We start from the raw sequence: 17,339 nt of genomic DNA on the forward strand, positions 1-17,339 counted from the left end.
GCCTACACCCCTTAGTTGACGGTACATCAGGAACGGCGGAGGGTGGAGCCGCAGAGTCTCGCCGCACCCCGTGCGGATGCCTTGACTGGCCCCGGGGAGGCCCAGGACCCAATCGGTTGTGCGCCAGCCGCTCAATGAGCCGCGCGCGACGCGCGTACCACTCCCACCCGATCGAGGGAAGGGAGCCCAGCGTGGTGCATCGTTCAGATGCTTCATGTAGAATCCCGAGATAAGCACTACCTCCGGAGCCCTGTCAGCGGCTGATCGAACCGCCGGGCGCGAGGCTCCAACATCGCCTTCATAGACCCGAATTCAGCAGCTCCAGCAGCATACGCTCTCGCCTCAAGGGAGGAATTGATGCACACGGGACCGAGCACTCTCCGCCCGCATCAAGTGGAAGCAACGGACGCCGCGGTAAGGGCGTTAGAGCCGAAGCCCGGGAAGTCCTTCCCGCCGGACGGGCTGCGGGCGACGGTAGTGTCCGCGTGCGGCACCGGTAAGACGATCACGGCGGCGCATGCCGCGATGCGCATCGCTCCGTACGGCCGCGTCCTGGTCCTCGTGCCCACACTGGATCTGCTGTCGCAGACCGTGGCGGCCTGGCAGGCCGAAGGGCGGGACGGCATGGCGGTGGCAGTGTGCTCGCTCACCGACGACCCCGTGCTGTGGAACGCCGGCGTGCAGGTGACCACCAGCCCGCCCCAGTTGGCCCTCTGGCTGGCCGGGAAGAGCCACGTGACCGTCTTCGGGACCTACTCCAGCCTCCCCGTCCTCATCGAGGCCCACGAAGGCACCTACGGCCAGCAGCTCGATCGCTGGGACCTGGTCGTCGTCGACGAAGCCCACCGCACCTCCGGATCCATGGGCAAGGCATGGGCCGACGTCCACAACCAGGCGCTGCTTCCGGCGGACCGCCGGCTGTACCTGACGGCTACGCCGCGGATCTGGGAGGCACGGCCGCCGACGGAGGTCCGCGAGGGGCTGCGGGAGGCGCTGCCGGAGGAGATGGCCGCGTCCATGACGGATGAGAGCATCTTCGGCCCGACCGTGTATGAGCTCCCATTGGCCGAGGCGGTCCGCCGTGAATTGCTTGCGCAGTTCCAGATCGCGGTGGTCGAGCTGCGTGATCCGGAATTGGATGAGGGGCAGCTTCTCGGGGAGGAAAAACGTACCGAGATGGTCCGTGGGAAGCGGATGGCTGCGCTACAGACGGCGGTGCTGGAGGCGGCCGCCGAGCACGGTCTGCGGACCATGATCACGTTTCATCATCGCACTATGGAGGCGGAGGCGTTCGCGGCCGGCCTGCCCGCGGTGGCGGCCAAGCTGCACGCCAAGGTTCCCGAGCGGCACCCGGACCGCAGGCTTGTCTGGGCGGACTGGCTGTGCGGGGAACACGAGCCCGAAAACCGCCGCTCCGTACTCCGGCAGTTCGGTGAAGGAGTAAACTCACAGGGGCGTCCAGTAAGCCGCGCCTTTCTTTCGAATTGCCGTGTCCTGTCGGAAGGCGTGGACGTTCCGGCGGTCGACAGTATTGCCATTATTGATCCGAAGGGTTCGGTCGTGGACATTGTCCAGGCGATCGGCCGGGCGCTGCGGCAGAAACCTCGTCAGGGGAAGATTGCGACCATCATCGTCCCGGTGTTCTTGGAAAGGGACGAGGAACCCGAGGACATGTATTCCTCGGGGAGCTTTGGGCCGCTTGTGAAAGTGATGTCCGCTCTGCGGGCGCACGATTCCAAGATGGTCGAGATGCTGGCGGTGCCGCAGGATCACACGTCGCCGGTGGAGCCGTCCACGTCGATCGGGACGGCGCCCGCGGAGGGTGAAGAGGAGCAGCGGTTGCTGCTTCGGTTCTCCAGCCGGCGGAGTCCGGAGGCGATCCGGCGGTTCGTGGACATGCAGGTGATCAACCCCGTGCGCGCCTCCTGGGCGAATGGGTACGCCGCCGCGGTCCGCTTCCTCGGCGAGTTCGGGCACCTGAGGGTGCCGCTGACGTACCGCGACCCGCGTACGCAGCATCCGGTGGGGCGCTGGATCTCGGACCAACGCACGGAGTACGCGGCCGGGCGGATGGACGACGGCGAAGGCGGGGACCGCCGCCGGCGCCTCGATGAGATCGGCATGGTGTGGTCGGCGCCCGACCTGGCGTGGGAGGAGAACCTCGCCGCCGCGCGGGAGTACTACGCCGAACACGGCACGCTGTGCGCTCCCCAAGGCGCCGCGGCGGCAGGGAAGCCGGTCGGGCAGTGGCTCACCAACCTGCGCCGCCCGGGCGGGCTCGGGAAGGACCCGATCAAGGCGGCGCAGCGGGCCGCGGACCTGGCCGCGATCGACCCCGAGTGGAACCCCCGCGAACTCGGGTGGACCGTCGACTGGCAGCGCAACTACGTCAAGGTCAAGACCTGCCTGGACGACGGGGCTTCCCTCGAAGAGCTGGCGCCGGGCGTACGGGTCGGGGGCGAGGACGTCGGGCGGTGGCTGAAGCGCCAGCAGGAGGGCTGGGACGCCCTCAACGCCGAGCAACAGCACCGGCTCGCGGAGTTGGGTGTCGCGGCCGCCGTGAGGCCCGCAGACGGGCGTACAGCCCCTCCCCCGGGCGGCGCTCGCGCTGCGGCCTTCGAACGCGGCCTGGCCGCCGCGCGGCAGTACCGCGAACGCGAAGGCACCCTCGACGCCGTGAGCCGCAAACACACCGAGGTCGTGGTCGATCCGGTGACCGGAGAAGAGGCAAGCGTCCGGCTGGGGGTATGGCTCACCAACGTCAAGAGCCGCCGCGGGACGCTGACGCCGGAGCGCGCCGAAGCGCTGAACGAACTCGGACTCCGGTGGACGTAGACGAAGGTGAGGTTCGCCCACCGCGAAGGCCGCTTCGAGTTGTAGCCGGTCAGAGCGCTGGACCGGAAACAGGGAGGGGAGTCGGGGAGAGCTGTGGCAGCAGGGGCGTTACGGACCGTGCCGCTGGCTGGGGAGCTGACCGCGTCACTGATCAACCGGGCCGCCGACCGCTACGGTCTGGCGGCTGCCAATGTGCTGCGGCTGTGGACGTTCGCCAACTCCCCCGCCCGGCACGACGACGGCGGCGGCGTGCGGGCCGATGCGGAGGTCGTGCTCAACGAAGCCGGGCGGGGTGTGCTCGCCGAGCTGTGCGGGGTGGAACCGCAGGTGCTGGCCCGCGCTCTGCCCGCGTTCACCGTGGATGATCCCAAGATCAGCAGCGGCCGGGAGGCAGCCGTGGCGCAGGCGCGGTGGCGGGCGGCGAGAGCGGTGGCGGGAGAAGCGGCGTTCACCTGCCGGTCGTGCACCGCGCGGCGGACCGGGCAGCCGGTGCGGGCGGTGCGGTATCTGCCGCGCTGGCAGCGGGTGTGTGCCCGGCACGGGCGGTGGCTGCTGGACGCGGACGCTGACCAGGCCCTGGAGCATCTGGACGTGCGGCACCTGCCGGAAGTGGTCGCGGCGCAGCGGCGGTGGGCGGGTGTGGTGCGGCGGGCCGTGCGGGCGGGAGCAGAGCCGGAGCGGGTGTTCGCTTTGGCGCATGCAGTGGTGGCCCGGTGGTGGGACCAGGCCTTGCACTGGGAGCGGGAGACGATCTGGCCGCGGCGGCTGCATCAGGTCGCGGGCGGTGACGCCGGTGGTGATCTGGAGCGGTGGCGGATCGTGGGGCGGGACGCGGTTGTCTTCCCGGAGGTGGTGGCGGTCGCCGACGCGCTGCTCGACCGGACCATGGCGGAGCTGGTGTGGGTGGACAGTGGTGCGGGGCGGCCGCGGGCGCTGCCCGCTGACGGGAATGTTCTGCCGGCGGCTCGGGGAGAGGGCCGGGCGCACGTGGCTGGGGCCGCTGGCGGCGACGGATCACGGCGGTCCGCTGATCGCCTGGATGGGCAGCATCATCCGCCAGCGCCGCACAGCCGACGGCCCGCCCGGGTACGCGGACGACCCGTGGTGGGTGCGCCAGGAGCATCAGCCGGTGACGATGGCTGGGCAGTTGCGGGTGCTCGGCAAGGAGAAACGGGCGCCGGGCTCGGGGACGATGTGGAGGGCGGTGATACCGCCCGAGCAGCGGGCACGGATCGGCAGCCTCATCGACAGTGCCGAGGAACAGCTGCTCCAACTGCGCGGCGTGCAGACTGGGCCTACCGCCGAGGTTGCCCGGCAACTGCTGCGCAGCCTCGGTCACAGTGCCGGTCTGATCGAGGCGGCCTGGAAGCGGACCGCGGTGGCAGCGGTGAACGGCGGAGTGCCGCTGGAGGAGGTGGCCCGGTGGGCGGACATTCCCGTCGAGGTGCTCAGGACGATGCTGACGGCGGGCGGGCAGGAAGACGGCGCCTGAGAACGACCAGGGGCGAGTGCATCGGCGGTTAGCTGATAGAGCACTCGCTTGTGGCAGAAATACTGAAAACAGCGGTGGCTGCCTACGGGAGCAGCTTGACTGACGCTGGTGAGCAGCACAGGAGCGGCCCGGTCCGGGGGCTGGGCAGGGCGAGCGGCCGTAGGTCGAGGGAGCGGGTTCGAGGCGGTTTTCCTCGACCCGGTGGGACAGTCGGTCCAGCAGCGGTGGGCGGATGCCGCCATGACCGTGGCGTTCGAGGAGTTGCCGCCGGTGTCGGCCTTCCCGGTGATCCCGGGACGGCGCTGGGGACCGGGCGTGTGGTGGTCAGCAACCACCGGCCGGCACGTGGCCGCGGGATCGAACGCGATGCGCACCCAGCTGATGGTCCTGGACCGCGACCCGCACGTGACCGGGCTCGCGGGGCGGCCGGTACGAGTGATCTGGCGCGACGAACGGGGACGGGTGCGCTCCTGGGTGCCGCAGCTGTTCGCCCGGTACCTCGACGGCACAGGTTCTGCTGGCCGACTGCCCCAGCCACCCGGAAGCCGGCGGCGACCGTGCTTTGAAGGCTGCCGAAGCGATGGGCGAGGCGTGTGAGGAGATCGGCTGGACCTACCGGCGCCTTGCGCCGCTCGACGATGTACCGGCCGCCAATCTGAAGTGGCTGGCCGGCTACCGCCATCCCCGCAACGCCGGGCGCCTGGGCCTGACGCCCGCGGTTCTGGAGGCGTTCGCGCGGCCGCGGCCGCTGATCGAGGGAGCCGAAGCTGTCGGTGACCCGATCGAGGTTCTTCCCGCCGTCTTCCACGCCCTGTGGCACGGAGAGCTCACGACCAACCTGGAGGCGCCGCTGCACGAGTGCGCCCTCGTCGGCCCCAGGGACTGGAACGGTCCGGACGAGACGGGAGGTGCCGGGTGAGCGCGCGGCGCAACGCGCGGCCGGCGGTGAAGGTCGGGGCGCAGGTCCGGTTCCGCGGTGTGAAGTGGCAGGTGGCCGCCCTGTCCGGGCAGACCGTTCACCTCGTCGGCCCGGACGGCGGCGGTGAGGCGGTGCTCGCCGGGTACCTGTTCGCCGATCCCGGCTTCAGCATCATCGGGGCCGACGTGCCGCAGGCGGCCCCGCAGTGGGGGCTGTTCGAGACCGCGCCCGCCGCGGCGCGCGAGAAGGCCCTGGCCTGGCAGCGGCATGTACGGGAAGTCGAATGCGGCCTTGCCGACGGGCCCGGCAGCGGTGGAGTGGTGCGGCCGCAGTACGACCCCGAGCAGCACACGCTGGCCGAGCGGGAGCAGGCCAAGGCCGAGGAGCTGACCGTCCTGGGGTTCGGGCGGGTGTCGCGTACGACGGTGCAGCGCATGCGCCTGGCCTACCGCAAGCAGGGACTGTGGGGGCTCTTGGACCACCGGACCACCCGCGCCTCCAGCCCCACCGGACGTTCCGACGAACGGGTCGTCGACGCCGTCCGTGAGGCGCTGCGCCGCCGGCGCGGGCGTTCCACGGGCACCATCAACGGCCTGTTCCCTCTGATCAACCAGATCCTCAAGGACCGGCACGGCCCCGGTGCGGTGCCCGTGCCGTCCCAGGCCACGCTGTACCGGCTCGTCACCTCCCTCGCCCGCCCCGGTGAACTGCCCAGTGGTCCGGTGCGGCAGGTGCCCGCGAGTGTCGAGGGGCGGGCTTTCACCCCCGCCATGGCGCTGCGGCCGGGCGAGCAGGTCCAGATCGACACCACCCGCCTGGATGTCCTGGCCCTCTTCGACGACGGGCGCCTGGCCCGGCCCGAGCTGACTATCGCCGTCGACGTCGCCACCCGCGCCATCCTCGCCGCCGTGCTGTGCCCCAGCGCGACCAAAGCCGTGGATGCGGCCCTGCTGCTCGCGGAGATGGCCGTCCCCCACCCCGCCCGCCCGACCTGGCCGGACATCCTGCGCATGGACCACGCCCGCACACTTCCCCACGAGCGTCTGGCCACTGTGGACGAGCGTCTGGCCGGTGCGGCGGCCCGGCCGGTCGTGTTGCCCGAGATGATCGTCGTCGACCGGGGCAAAATCTTCGTCTCCCGGGCGTTCACCGCCGCCTGCGAGAGCCTCGGCATCAGCGTCCAGCCCGCCCCGCCCCGCGCCCCCACCGCGAAGGGCATCGTCGAGCGCACCTTCGGCTCCATCAACGCCCTGTTCTGCCAGCACCTGCCCGGCTACACCGGATCCGACGTCACCCGCCGCGGCCCCGACACCGAGAAAGACGCCTGCTACAGCGTCGCCCAGCTCCAGGACCTCCTCGATGAGTGGCTGGTGCACTACCACCACCGGCCCCACGAAGGGCTGCGCCACCCGATGATGCCCAGGAAGGCACTCACGCCGAACGAGATGTGGGCCGCGCTCGTCGCCGTCGCCGGATACGTACCCGTCCCGTTGACCGGGCGCGACTACCTCGAACTGCTGCCCGTGCGCTGGCAGGCCATCACCCCCGCCGGCATCACCATCCACCACCGCACCTACGACGCGGATCTCCTCGCCCCGCACCGCGGCCAGGCCTCCCCCGTCGCCGGCCGCGGCGGGAAATGGGAGATCCACTACAACCCGCACGACGTGCGCCAGGTCTGGGTCCGGCTTCCCGACGGTGAACTCACCGAGATTCCGTGGATCCACCGCGACCACGTCCACCGGCCCTTCGACGAACGCACCTGGCAGCACATCCGCGCCCAGGCCGTTGACGGCAACCACGGTGATGCCGAGCAGTACGAAGCCGGCCTCGCCGATGCCCTCGACCAGCTCATGCGCCGCGTCCACAGCGGCCACGCCACCACAGCGGAGCAGGCACTCATGGCCCGCACCGCTCGCCTCCCGCTCCCCGAAGCCCGCGATGGGGACCACGGCACCGAAGCACCCGCTGGCAGCCCGGCGCAGCAAGGCGACGAAGGCAACGACGACAGCATCGACGACCTGCCCGACGACGACGTCAGCCCCGCCCCGGCCACCGGATTCGGGCTCTACAACGCGCACGAGGAAGCCGCCACATGGTGAACCCCAGCCAGACAAGCGCGAGCAGCACACCAGCCGGCGGCGTCGGCGGAGCCGAGCCGTCCTGGCCGCTGACCACCTGGCAGGGCTGGCACCGCTTCGCGACCACCGACCCCGTCGTCCCGCCCCGGCCCGGCGACCCGCCCCGTAGTGCGGAGGAACGCCTGGCCTACCACTCCAGCTTCGTCACCATCCGCACCCCCGCCATCCACGCCCTGGCCACTCAGGTCCGCACCCTAATGATCCTCGGACGCCACCAGCAGACCACCGCCCGGCCCTCCCTCATCGTCACCGGACGCGCCGCAGCAGGAAAAACCACCGCCCTCCTGAACGTCGGGCGTATCTGCCACCTCGCCCACACCCGCAAGAACCCGCCGCCACCGGGATCAGCGCATGCCGCGGTACCGGTCGCGTATGTTCTGGTCCCGCCCGGCGCGACCGCGAAGACCCTCATCACCGAGTTCGCCCGCTACCTCGGTATCCCCACAACCGCGCGCATGACCCAGACCCAGATCACCGAAGCCGTCTGCCACACCTACACCCAGGCCGGCGTCCAACTCGTCCTCATCGACGAGATCCACCGCCTCAACCCCCGCACCACCACCGGCGCCCAAACCGCCGACCTCATCAAGGACCTCAGCGAACGCCTTCCCGCCACGTTCGTCTACGCCGGCATCAACGTCACCGACACACCCCTGTTCACCGGGACGCGGGGCGCCCAACTCGCCGGACGCGCCACCCTCGTCGACTGCGGCCCCCTACCCGCCCGCCACGGCACCCGCCACCCGTTCCGCGACGTCATCACCGACATCGAAAACCATCTCGACCTCCAGCAGCACAAACCCGGCACCCTCCCCCGCCACACCCCCTACCTCCACCAGCGCACCGCCGGCCGCATCGGATCCCTCACCCGCCTCATCCGCCAAGCCGCGATCACCGCCATCCACGACGGCACCGAACGCATCACCAAAACCACCCTCGACACCATCCGCCTCGACCACCTCGCCGAAACCCACCACCGCCCCCGCCGAAGCCGATAGCCCACGCCCACTGAGCAGGCAGAACAGCCCTGACCAGCACAAACACCAATCGGGGCTTTTACACGCTAGAACCAACTACAACAGACCCAGCCCCACTCAACACAGAACACATAAGAAGCCGTTGTCTTTCCGAATGTGATCGCTGTGTTTTCGCTGTTCAGGCATGATGTCGGTGGTTCTGCGGCAGGGACGACACGTCGTGTTGTGTCGTCGGGGAGGTATGCGGGTGCCGTCGGTGATGGGGATGTTGGAGGCTCGGGAGTCGGCTGCCCGGGTGCGGGTGGAGGAACTGCGTGCCGAGGCGGACCGGGTTCGGGTTGAGCTGGTAGAGGCGGAAGCCGTGCTGGGCCGGCGGGTCGTCGCGCTTGCGGAGCTGGCCGAGGTCCTGGCTGCGGGTGCTGTGCTGCCAGAGCCGGTCGGGCCGGCGCCGGTTCCGGTCGAGGTGAGGGAGCCCGCGGCCGGTTCGGTGGTCCCCGTGTGGCGCGAGGGTGTCACGGCCCAGGTGCTTGCTCCTGAGTACCGCAGGTTGCTGGCGGTGCTGGAGGCCGACAGTGGCGGCCAGGGACTGCGGGCGAGGGGCCTGGCTGCCCGATTGGGTCTGGAGTTGGTGCCGGCGAAGGTCGAGGGTGTGCGGGTGAAGGCGAAGCGGCTGGTCGCGCGGGGCTGGCTGGCGGAGGACCGGCCGGGTCTGTTCATCCTGCGATGTCCGGCGCAGTGAGTGATCAGGTGCGGCGGCGGGCGAGGCGGCGTCCCATGAGTATGGCCATCGACCAGTGCACCACGGCTTCGCTGGTGGCGGGGCGGGTCTCGTAGTCGCGGGTCAGGCGGCGGGAGCGCATCAGCCAGGCCAGGGTGCGCTCGACGCACCAGCGTCGGGGCAGTACGACGAAGCCACGGGTATTGTCGCTGCGTTTGACGATCTCCAGGGTGAGGCGGAGTTTGTTCCTGGCCCAGTCAACGAGGCGGCCTGTGTAGCCGCCGTCGGCCCACACGAGCCGGATCTTGCGGTGACGGGCCAGCAGGCGGGGCAGCATGCCGCAGGCGGCGTCCCGGTCAGTGACGTCGGCCGGGGTGACCAGCACCATCAGCAGCAGACCAAGGCAGTCCACGATCAGGTGCCGCTTGCGGCCGTTGATGTTCTTGGCCCCGTCGAAGCCCCGTGACCGTGCCGGGACGGATGCGGCTGCCTTGACCGACTGCGAGTCGACGATCGCGGCCGTTGGTTCCCTCTCCCGCCCCTGGCTTTCGCGAACCCGGCTGCACAGCCGGTCGTGGAACTCGGGTCTGATGCACGATCGGGTGACATCTTGACCTGCCCCACGGTTTGGGTTCCAGCTGCGGTGGCTAACTGGCGGCGTGGATGGTGTCTTGTGGGGAGAGTAGTTCGTACTCGACGGGGGTGCGGTAGCCCAGTGCTGAATGTCGTCTCTGGCGGTTGTAGAAGATCTCGATGAACTCGAAGATCGCGTTGGCCAGTTCAACCCGGGTCTTCCAGCGCTTGCGGTTGAGCAGCTCGATCTGCATCGAGGACCAGAACGATTCCATCATCGCGTTGTCCAGGCCGTCCCCGACGGTGCCGAACGACGGCAGGAGGCCGGCGGAGCGGATCCGTTCCCCGAAGACCCAGGAGGTGAACTGGGTGCCGTGATCGGCGTGAACGATCCCGCCCGGCTCGGGGCGGCGGTTGCGGATGGCCATGTCCAGCGCGTTGACCACGAGGGTGGAGTCCTGCCGTGAGTCGATGGACCAGCCCACGATCCTGCGGCTGAACGCATCCAGGACCGCCGCGCAGTAGACCCACCCTTCCCTCGTGCGATGCTGCGTGATGTCGGTGACCCACAGCTCGTCGGGACGCAACCGATGGAACTTGCGATTGACGAGGTCCTCAGCGGTGACGATGCCACGCAGCCGCTTGACGCGCACCGGTCCGGGCAGGCCGTGGATCCCGGCCTGTGTCATCAGCACCGACACGGTCCTGGTGCAGACCCGAAGGCCCATGCCCAGGGTGAGCTCGGCGTGGATGCGGCGGTAGCCGTAGGTGCCGCGGGAAGCGACGTGAACCTCTCGGATCAGCCCGGTCAGCCAGTCCCGCCGTAGCTGCCGTGGAGTGGTCGGTGTGCGCTTGTGCTTGTAGTAGTTCTGCCGGGCGACACCAAGGATCCGGCAGCACCTGTTGACCGGTGCCCCGGCATCGACGAGTCGGTCGATCACCGGGTAGAGCCTTTTGGGGCCGGCTTGTCCTCGCCAAGGAACTTCGCCGTCTGCCGGACGATCGCCAGCTCGGTTTCCAGCTCATGGATCCGCCGGCGAGCGGCTCGCAACTCAGCAGACTCGCTCGACGGCGTTCCCGGCCGCCGCCCGTTGTCGATGTCGTCTTGCCGCAACCACTTCGACAACGTGACGGGATGGATGCCGAGCTCCACCGCCGTTTGTCTGGCCTGCTTGCCGGCGCGGACCAGCGCGATGGCACGCGCCCGGAACTCCGGAGGATAGGGACGAGGCATGACTGCCAGCCTTCCGTGAAGGGCTGTCAGTTAGCCACCAGAACTGGAACCTGAGAGGTAGGGCAGGTCAACCTGTCACCCGAATCTGCATCAGACCCGAACGAGTTGTACGCGTGTCTGACCAGACGTGGCGATGAGCTGTTCGAGCTCGCGGACGCGGTGCTGTGTGCGCCAGGTGCGGTGCACTCGGCGGTCGAGCTGACGCTCCTGCCCGAACACCGCCGTGGACATGGCGCGATGTACGACGGCCTCAACCAGGGCCGGACCTCTCGGGGACCCCTCCCTGCTCCGCGAGCTAGGCTGCCGGAGCATGACATCGTTACAGGTAGCCAGGGGTAGTAGCTGGGAACTGCGCAGGGTCGACGGAGAGGACTTCTGGCGGCTCACCAACATCAGCGAAGAGCCGCTCTTCCCGATCAGGGTGGTGTTCTCGTGCTCCGAGAACGGTAGCGGCTGGACTGACAGCGTTCTGCTGGAACTCACCGTGCCGATCCTCAACCCGGGCGGCGCGACTCGGATGCACGTCGTCGGCTCAGACTGCGTGACGCAGGCCGTCGTCCGCTGGCGCCGCCGCCGACGGCTTCCCATCCCAGTGCGCGAATGGACCGTTCGTTTCTGAGACGGAGACTGTCGGTCCGCCGATCCCGACTGGTGATCGTGATCGATGCGGTTTCCCCTGTGCAGCCGTGGTTGGAGCCATTGAGCTGGTGCCCAGCATCCGACCGTCCGTCGCCCTCGGCAACGGAACCGAGGCCAGCGCGCGACGCAGCCGGGCCACATCAATCCGTCCCTGATTCAGGCCGCCGTAGAGAGCCCCGTGCCCGCGGCGCTGTTCCGGCGCGAGCGCCAGGTCGACCAGCGTCCGCCCCGGCCCGTCCGTGCACAGCAGCGCGCCGCGCCGAGTGGTCAGACACGCGTACAACTCCGTCCGGAAGCATGACACGTCCGCGATTGCATTCCGCAGGACACCCTGATGCATCAGACTCACGACCACCGCCTTCGTGCTGTCCCCTGACTCTGTGACGGAGCAAAGGATCGGGCGAGGGCCGCTCTCGCGTCTGGCCGTTCCCATCCCGGGTGAACAAGTTCGAGGGACTATTAGGTCAATCAAGGGGCCTCGGTTCGGCCGCGCCTCGTGCACGATGGTGAGGTGAACAGGGATGCAGCACGCGATTCCGTCGTTGAAGCAGGCTGGCAGGCAGTAAGAGACGACGGGCGAGTACGGGTAGAACTGTTGGACGTGGCCTACGCCGAGCCCTGCCTGCGGCAACTGTTCCCCTGGACCGGGATGGGAGAACTTCACTTCAGCCGTTGCACCGAGCCGCGGTGGACCTGGGACATCCCCTACATTCAGCCCGCCGCTGAGGGCGCCTACCGGGTCTCCGGCCCTCTTCGAAGCCAGACGGTTGGCCCGGCAGCTACAGCACAAGAGGCCATCGCCACGGTGGTCCAGCGTCTTCCGGCGTGCTGCGGTCCTGCCTTCCTGGGCACCCCGGAAGAACTCGCGGCTCACGAAGCCACAACAAATAGGCACCAGACGGGCGAAGGTTAAAAGACAAGCTTAGCCTCGATCATTCGTGAGGGTCCGTCAGCTTGCTGACGGGCCCTTTGGGGTGAGTGTCGGTGGGGATTTCGGAGTCTGAGCAGGTTGAGAGCCCGGCTGTCGCGTCGGGTGTGCGCCGGGTTCCACGGCTCCGGTGGGCTCGTGCTGCTCGCAGGGATGGGAAGATGCTGGTCAGCCTGGGTTCGGGAGGGCGTGGAGCCGGTCCAGAGCGTCGGTGATCACGTCGGGCCAGTGCTTGGCGAGGCGGAGGTAGCGGCGGCGGCCGGTGGTGACGAGCTGGGTGGCGGTGGAGAACAACCGAAGCCGCAGGCGGCAGGGCTCCCAGAGCCGAGCGGTGCCGGCGAGACGAGCAGGGGCATCCAGGCCAGCAGGTCCAGGGCGATCTGCGCGATCTCCAGCCAGATCTGGTGCTGCGCGGCGTCGTGGAGGGGGAAGTTGCGCAGGCCGGTGGCGCGGGCGGCGCGGATATGCGGTCCTCGGCCCGGGCCCTCTGCCGGTGGCGCAGTTCGAGGGTGGCGATCGCCTCGCTGGCTGTGTTGGTTGGCGAAGGAGGTCAACCGCCCTGCCGTCGGCGTCGGTGAAGCGCAACTGGGCGCCGGGGTACGGCCGTTCCTTGCGCACGATCAGCCGCAGTCCCTTCGGCCAGCCCGTCAGGCAATCGCTGCCGGCGTCGATCTCGGCGACCCAGGCGCCATCGCGGACGCCGGCCGTCGGGTTCGGCGGCCGGCGTCCGGGCCGAGGCCGGGACCTTCAGGACGGCCTGGTGGATGGCGTCGGTGATGGTCATCCCGACCGAGTACGACAGCCACCTCCCGCGCTGGGCGAGCCAGGCGACGAACTCGTGGGTGCCGCCGCCGGAGTCGGTGCGGATCAGCGTCTGACGTCCGGGCCGCAGTCGTTTCGGCATCTGGGCCAGGGCCAGCCTGGTGGCTTCGATGTGGTCCGCGGCGGTGTTGGAGCCCGCGTTGCCGGGCCGCAGCAACCCGACGACCAACTCGCCGGACCCGCCCCGGCCGTGGTCGACGAACCCCCTCAGCGGGTGGTGCGAACGTCTTCTTCCAGATCGCGGCGCCGTCCTGCTTCGCGGAGTGCGCGATGACGAGGACGCCGTCGATGTCCACGATCACCTGCCCGCCCGCGGCGCCGCCTGGTCGGCCAACTTCCAGACGTGTTCGCGTACTCCGGCGCGGGCCGTGCGCAGTGCAGTCAGAGCCCGCTTCCCGCCCCGGGCGAGCAGGAGTCGGGAGACCGTCGGGTCGGAGGCCACCGGCCCGAACACAGCGGGCTCCGCCCGCAGCATGCCCACATCGGCCAGGCAGTCCCCGCTCAGCGCGACCGCGGGCAACGTCGAGGAGGACCTTGCCCGCGTCGTGGACGGCCGCTGCTTGCGCCACGGGGCGAGTGCCGCCGATATCGCCGCATCCAGGCCGGTCTTGCGGACCGTCTCGACCAGCGGCACCGCACCGGCCTGCGAAACCACTCCGCGACCGCCGCCTCGACGCGGACACGCGGGTAGGACCCGATACCCTCTTCACCTGGAAAGTGCCTCCGACGGTCGCGGGAACAAGGATCTCAGCAATCCTCATTATCGCTGGTCAGAGGCACTTTCTGCTTTCGCGGTCACCAGCCGGACAGCCCGCCTCGTGAAAGCGCGAGGTTAGCCGGTACGGGGCGCTCGGCGGGTCACTGCATGGCCCAGCCGAACCGCGTGCCCACGGCCGGCAGGCCGTTCTTGCCGGGTTCGTGGCTGGTCACCGAGGAGGTGTCGGGCCAGCCGCGTACGTTCGGCCACGGCAGCGCGTGCATGGCGCCGTAAGGGGAGGGGCCGTAGGGCATGCCGACGTACAGGTTCCGGCCGGTGCCCTGGATGTTGCTGCCCACCTGCTGGTTGGCGCCCAGGCTGCCGGGCAGCCCGGCGGAGCCCGCCTGGATCCAGCGGTCGGAGTCGCCCGGCGACCACAGGGGGGCGAAGGTCTGGACGGCGCCGGCGTTCGCGACCCCATCGAGGTCTTCTCCGGGAGCGCCGACGGCCAGCGCGAGGTTGTCGGCGGAGCTCAGTTCCTTCGGCCTGGTGTTCGCCGCGGCGAACGTCGCGCCGAAGCGGTCCCCGTTCTCCGGCCCGCCGGAGACGCCCGCGTTGCCCTGCCAGATCGTGCTGTGCTGGCTGATGACGCCGGCCCCGGTCACCTGGATGTTGAAGACACCGCCGGCGTCGGCGCGGGCGGTGCCGTCGACTGTGACGTCCTCACCCGGGGCACCCACGAAGAAAATCGAGTCGGTGGCCGCGGCGGAGCCGGCCGGTCGGTAGGGGACGCCGGCCAGGCCGTCGGAGAACCGGTCGCCGGCCTCGCCGGCGCCGGTGACGTCGTCCTGGTCCTGGTTCACCACTCCGATCGGTCTGGGGATGCCGGCTGTGGACAGCGTGTGCTCAAGGATCTGCACCCCGCCCGCGTCGGCGTTGCTGCCAAGGCCCTCACCGGGTACGCCGATGGCGATGTGCTGCGGCGTGGCCGCGAGGGTGGCGCCGAAGTCATCGCCGCTCTCCGGCCCCCCGGACACCCCGTCCGCACCCTGGACAAACCCTTCGTTGACGGTGCCGCGCAGATAGTAGGCCCCGCCGGCGTCGACGGCGGCCGTGCTCCCGGAGCCGACGTCCTCACCGGGATCCCCGATGACCAGGTAGGGCTCGCCCGTGGTGGTGTGCCCGGCGGCCAGCGCGGCGCCCATGCGGTCACCGGCCTCGGACACAGAGGCGGCGATGTCGCCGGAGCCAGAGCCTTGTTCATAGTTGACCGAGGTCTGTCCGGTGGTCAGGCCGCCCGGGGCGCCGTAGAGGAGACTGGCCATGCCGGCGTCCGCGGCGCCGCCGAGGTCCTCGTACGGAATACCGACGACGAGGTCGGTGCAGCCGTCCTCGTTCTGGTCGTAGGTGGCCAGTGCGCGGCCGAACTGGTCGTTCGGCTCGGCTCCGCCCGGGACGCCGGCAAGGTTCTGCGTGATCTCGGCGGTGCCCTTGCCGCCGCCGAAGACGATGCGCACGAGGCCGGCGTTGGCGGCGCCCCCCACCGTGACGTTGGGGTCGGCGATCGCGACGTCCTCGGCGCCGTCGCAGTTGAAGTCGGTGTACCGCGGGCGCCCGACAGTGCCGTCGATCCAGGAGCGCAGATCGTCGACGCGGGCGCTGACGGCACTGTTCGGGGTGCCGTCAGCGGTTTCGATGCCGAAGCAGCCGACCTGGTACGAGCGGGAGCTCAGCGCGACGAGCTCGGCGGTGCCGTTCACCACGCGGACGGCGGGACCGCCGGTGTCGCCGCCGCAGACAGCGGCGCCGTCCTGGCCGGAGATGGTGAGATCGGCGGTGCCGATGGTGTCAACGGTGAAGGCGCCCGTGTGCAGCTTGTCCGGGGCCCAGTCCGCTGCGGTGCGGCCGTAGCCGGCCACCCGGAGCTCCTCACCCGCGGAGGGTGCGGTGGCGCTGACGGCCACCGGAGGTACGCCGAACACTGGTCGGGCCAGCCGGGCCAGCACCACATCGCGGCCGGCATAGGGCACCAGCTCGACAACGTCGCGGACCTGGCCGGCGGACGTATCGGACACGTTGGTGCGGCCGATGGTGGCCACGGTCTTGACCTTCGGCTTGCCCGGTGCGACGGCGATGTCCGTGGCCGGGTCATCGGCGAAGCAACTGGCCGCGGTGAGCAGCCACTCCTGGTCGACCAAGGTGGCGGAGCACCCGCGATGGAAGTCTCCGATGATGAGCCTGCTGGTGAAACCGTAGGTGTTGTCGCCCTGCGGGGTGCCGACCACGGCCGCGGCCGGTGTCGCGGCCAGTGCGAGCGGAGCCGCTGTGGCGACCGCGGTGAGGGCGGCCCACACGCTTCGGGCCGTACGTGGTTTTTTCATGGCCTCTTCCTCGATCGGGTTCAGGGGATCCGGTACTGACTGCGCCGGCAGTCGAAACACGTGGAGAACGCCGTCACTTACTGGTCCTGATCTCCACCAGCGTGTGATCGCGCCGTTCCGGATCGGCACCCTCCCCGACCGCCTCCCACTGGTTGCGGGGGATGTCGTAGGTCTTGGTCTCGTCATCGACGGTCATGGTGATCGTGGTGTCGTAGTCGATGCCCCTGATCGTGTAGACCGCAGGAAGTTCGAGCGAGAGATAACCGCTGTCGCCGGTTACCTTGAAGCAGAACTCCGGCTTGCCGCGGGCCCATACGCGCAGCAGGCCGTCGGCGCACGTGGGGGACAGCACAATGTGCCCGTTACCGCGCTTCAGCAGGATCCCGCGCTCCGTCAGGATCTGGTCCGCGTTCGGATAGGAGAAATCCTCCACCGCGTACCCCGGATCACCCACCGCCGCGGGTGCGGGAGACACATTCTGCTGTCCGGCAGGTGCCGCAACAGCGTAGGCCACCGCCGCGAGAGCCGCGACCATGCCCGTCATCAGTGCACGCCTGATCAACCTCATGGATTCTCGTTTCTCCGGTACGCCACCGGTGTTATTCGAGTACTGACAGGGTGGCCGCCACGCCGAGCGTGGCGGCTGTCAGAACTACCAGGAAGAACGCCGCTTTCGGGCCGGAGAGCTGCTCGAACGGCAGTCCCGACCGCCTTCGTGCGACCTGACGCCTGACATACGGCGTGAAAACCACCCGTGCCACGGCCGCTCCCAGCGCCCCCGCGGTGAAGAGCTTCAGCGCCGTCTCAACCGGGTCTCCACGCACCACGGCGGACAGCGCGATGGAAGCGAACCCCAGCAGCGGAGTCGCGCCGATGAGGAACCGCTGCCGCGGCGTGGTCGCGAAGAACTGCAACGCCATTGACAAGGCAAGTCCGGCAGCGCTGGCGGGAATCCACCACTGTGCAGGCGTCAGAGTCACACT

13 protein-coding genes and 4 pseudogenes are annotated in these 17,339 nt (G+C 69.6%); 9 read left to right on the forward strand and 8 right to left on the reverse strand.

Annotated elements, in window-relative coordinates; genetic code table 11:
* The first annotated feature begins 357 nt into the window (after nucleotides 1–357).
* The 6 genes and pseudogenes from CXR04_RS00005 (at nucleotide 358) to CXR04_RS34660 (ending at nucleotide 9,103) form a co-directional block, all read left to right on the forward strand.
* Nucleotides 358–2,835, forward strand: coding sequence for a DEAD/DEAH box helicase (locus CXR04_RS00005; protein WP_101419857.1), 2,478 nt, complete (start codon nucleotides 358–360; stop codon nucleotides 2,833–2,835).
* A gap of 1,039 nt (nucleotides 2,836–3,874) precedes the next feature.
* Complete coding sequence (locus tag CXR04_RS36575) at nucleotides 3,875–4,327, forward strand: hypothetical protein (RefSeq protein WP_324843334.1); 453 nt, start codon at nucleotides 3,875–3,877, stop codon at nucleotides 4,325–4,327.
* 108 nt (nucleotides 4,328–4,435) lie between these two features.
* Nucleotides 4,436–5,246, forward strand: a pseudogene (locus CXR04_RS36750) (TnsA-like heteromeric transposase endonuclease subunit).
* Nucleotides 5,243–7,348 (forward strand): Mu transposase C-terminal domain-containing protein, encoded by a 2,106-nt coding sequence (locus tag CXR04_RS00020; protein WP_101419858.1) that lies wholly within the window; start codon nucleotides 5,243–5,245, stop codon nucleotides 7,346–7,348. Before CXR04_RS36750 ends, CXR04_RS00020 begins: the two are co-directional and overlap by 4 nt.
* A gap of 68 nt (nucleotides 7,349–7,416) precedes the next feature.
* Complete coding sequence (locus CXR04_RS00025) at nucleotides 7,417–8,385, forward strand: ATP-binding protein (protein WP_442802437.1); 969 nt, start codon at nucleotides 7,417–7,419, stop codon at nucleotides 8,383–8,385.
* A gap of 220 nt (nucleotides 8,386–8,605) precedes the next feature.
* Nucleotides 8,606–9,103, forward strand: a complete 498-nt coding sequence (locus CXR04_RS34660) for a hypothetical protein (RefSeq protein WP_442802340.1) — start codon at nucleotides 8,606–8,608, stop codon at nucleotides 9,101–9,103.
* A 4-nt stretch (nucleotides 9,104–9,107) separates the two neighbouring features.
* On the opposite strand, the gene CXR04_RS00035 is transcribed toward CXR04_RS34660, so the two are convergent.
* Nucleotides 9,108–9,806 (reverse strand): transposase, encoded by a 699-nt coding sequence (locus CXR04_RS00035; RefSeq protein ID WP_234380660.1) that lies wholly within the window; start codon nucleotides 9,804–9,806, stop codon nucleotides 9,108–9,110.
* Nucleotides 9,730–10,889: pseudogene (locus CXR04_RS00040) on the reverse strand (IS3 family transposase). Before CXR04_RS00040 ends, CXR04_RS00035 begins: the two are co-directional and overlap by 77 nt.
* Before the next feature lie 72 nt (nucleotides 10,890–10,961).
* On the opposite strand from CXR04_RS00040, the pseudogene CXR04_RS35400 reads away from it, so the two are divergent.
* Nucleotides 10,962–11,186, forward strand: a pseudogene (locus CXR04_RS35400) (transposase); the annotation flags it as partial.
* Nucleotides 11,187–11,199: 13 nt separating this feature from the next.
* A complete protein-coding gene (locus tag CXR04_RS35035; RefSeq protein WP_199850693.1) occupies nucleotides 11,200–11,508 on the forward strand; it encodes a hypothetical protein in 309 nt (102 codons plus the stop codon).
* Here CXR04_RS35035 and CXR04_RS36755 read toward each other — a convergent pair.
* Nucleotides 11,422–11,961: a transposase gene (locus CXR04_RS36755; protein ID WP_442802341.1), complete on the reverse strand. Its 540-nt coding sequence runs from the start codon at nucleotides 11,959–11,961 to the stop codon at nucleotides 11,422–11,424. The two genes, CXR04_RS35035 and CXR04_RS36755, sit on opposite strands and share 87 nt — an antisense overlap.
* A gap of 78 nt (nucleotides 11,962–12,039) precedes the next feature.
* Between CXR04_RS36755 and CXR04_RS35410 the strand changes: the two genes are divergently transcribed.
* Complete coding sequence (locus CXR04_RS35410; protein ID WP_234379949.1) at nucleotides 12,040–12,441, forward strand: DUF6193 family natural product biosynthesis protein; 402 nt, start codon at nucleotides 12,040–12,042, stop codon at nucleotides 12,439–12,441.
* A gap of 183 nt (nucleotides 12,442–12,624) precedes the next feature.
* Here the strand turns inward: CXR04_RS35410 and CXR04_RS35415 are convergent, their stop codons facing one another.
* The 5 genes and pseudogenes from CXR04_RS35415 to CXR04_RS00075 form a co-directional block, all read right to left on the reverse strand.
* Nucleotides 12,625–12,750 carry a transposase gene (locus tag CXR04_RS35415; RefSeq protein ID WP_234379950.1) on the reverse strand — a complete coding sequence of 42 codons (126 nt, stop codon included), beginning with the start codon at nucleotides 12,748–12,750 and terminating at the stop codon, nucleotides 12,625–12,627.
* A gap of 256 nt (nucleotides 12,751–13,006) precedes the next feature.
* Nucleotides 13,007–13,933 (reverse strand): annotated as a pseudogene (locus CXR04_RS00060) (transposase).
* A 203-nt stretch (nucleotides 13,934–14,136) separates the two neighbouring features.
* Nucleotides 14,137–16,356 (reverse strand): S1 family peptidase, encoded by a 2,220-nt coding sequence (locus CXR04_RS00065; RefSeq protein WP_101419860.1) that lies wholly within the window; start codon nucleotides 16,354–16,356, stop codon nucleotides 14,137–14,139.
* A 73-nt stretch (nucleotides 16,357–16,429) separates the two neighbouring features.
* Complete coding sequence (locus CXR04_RS00070; protein ID WP_234379951.1) at nucleotides 16,430–16,900, reverse strand: hypothetical protein; 471 nt, start codon at nucleotides 16,898–16,900, stop codon at nucleotides 16,430–16,432.
* Nucleotides 16,901–16,955: 55 nt separating this feature from the next.
* Nucleotides 16,956–17,336, reverse strand: a complete 381-nt coding sequence (locus CXR04_RS00075) for a hypothetical protein (RefSeq protein ID WP_159072225.1) — start codon at nucleotides 17,334–17,336, stop codon at nucleotides 16,956–16,958.
* Between the last annotated feature and the right edge of the window lie 3 nt (nucleotides 17,337–17,339).

Source organism: Streptomyces sp. CMB-StM0423, assembly GCF_002847285.1.
Taxonomy (GTDB): Bacteria; Actinomycetota; Actinomycetes; order Streptomycetales; family Streptomycetaceae; genus Streptomyces.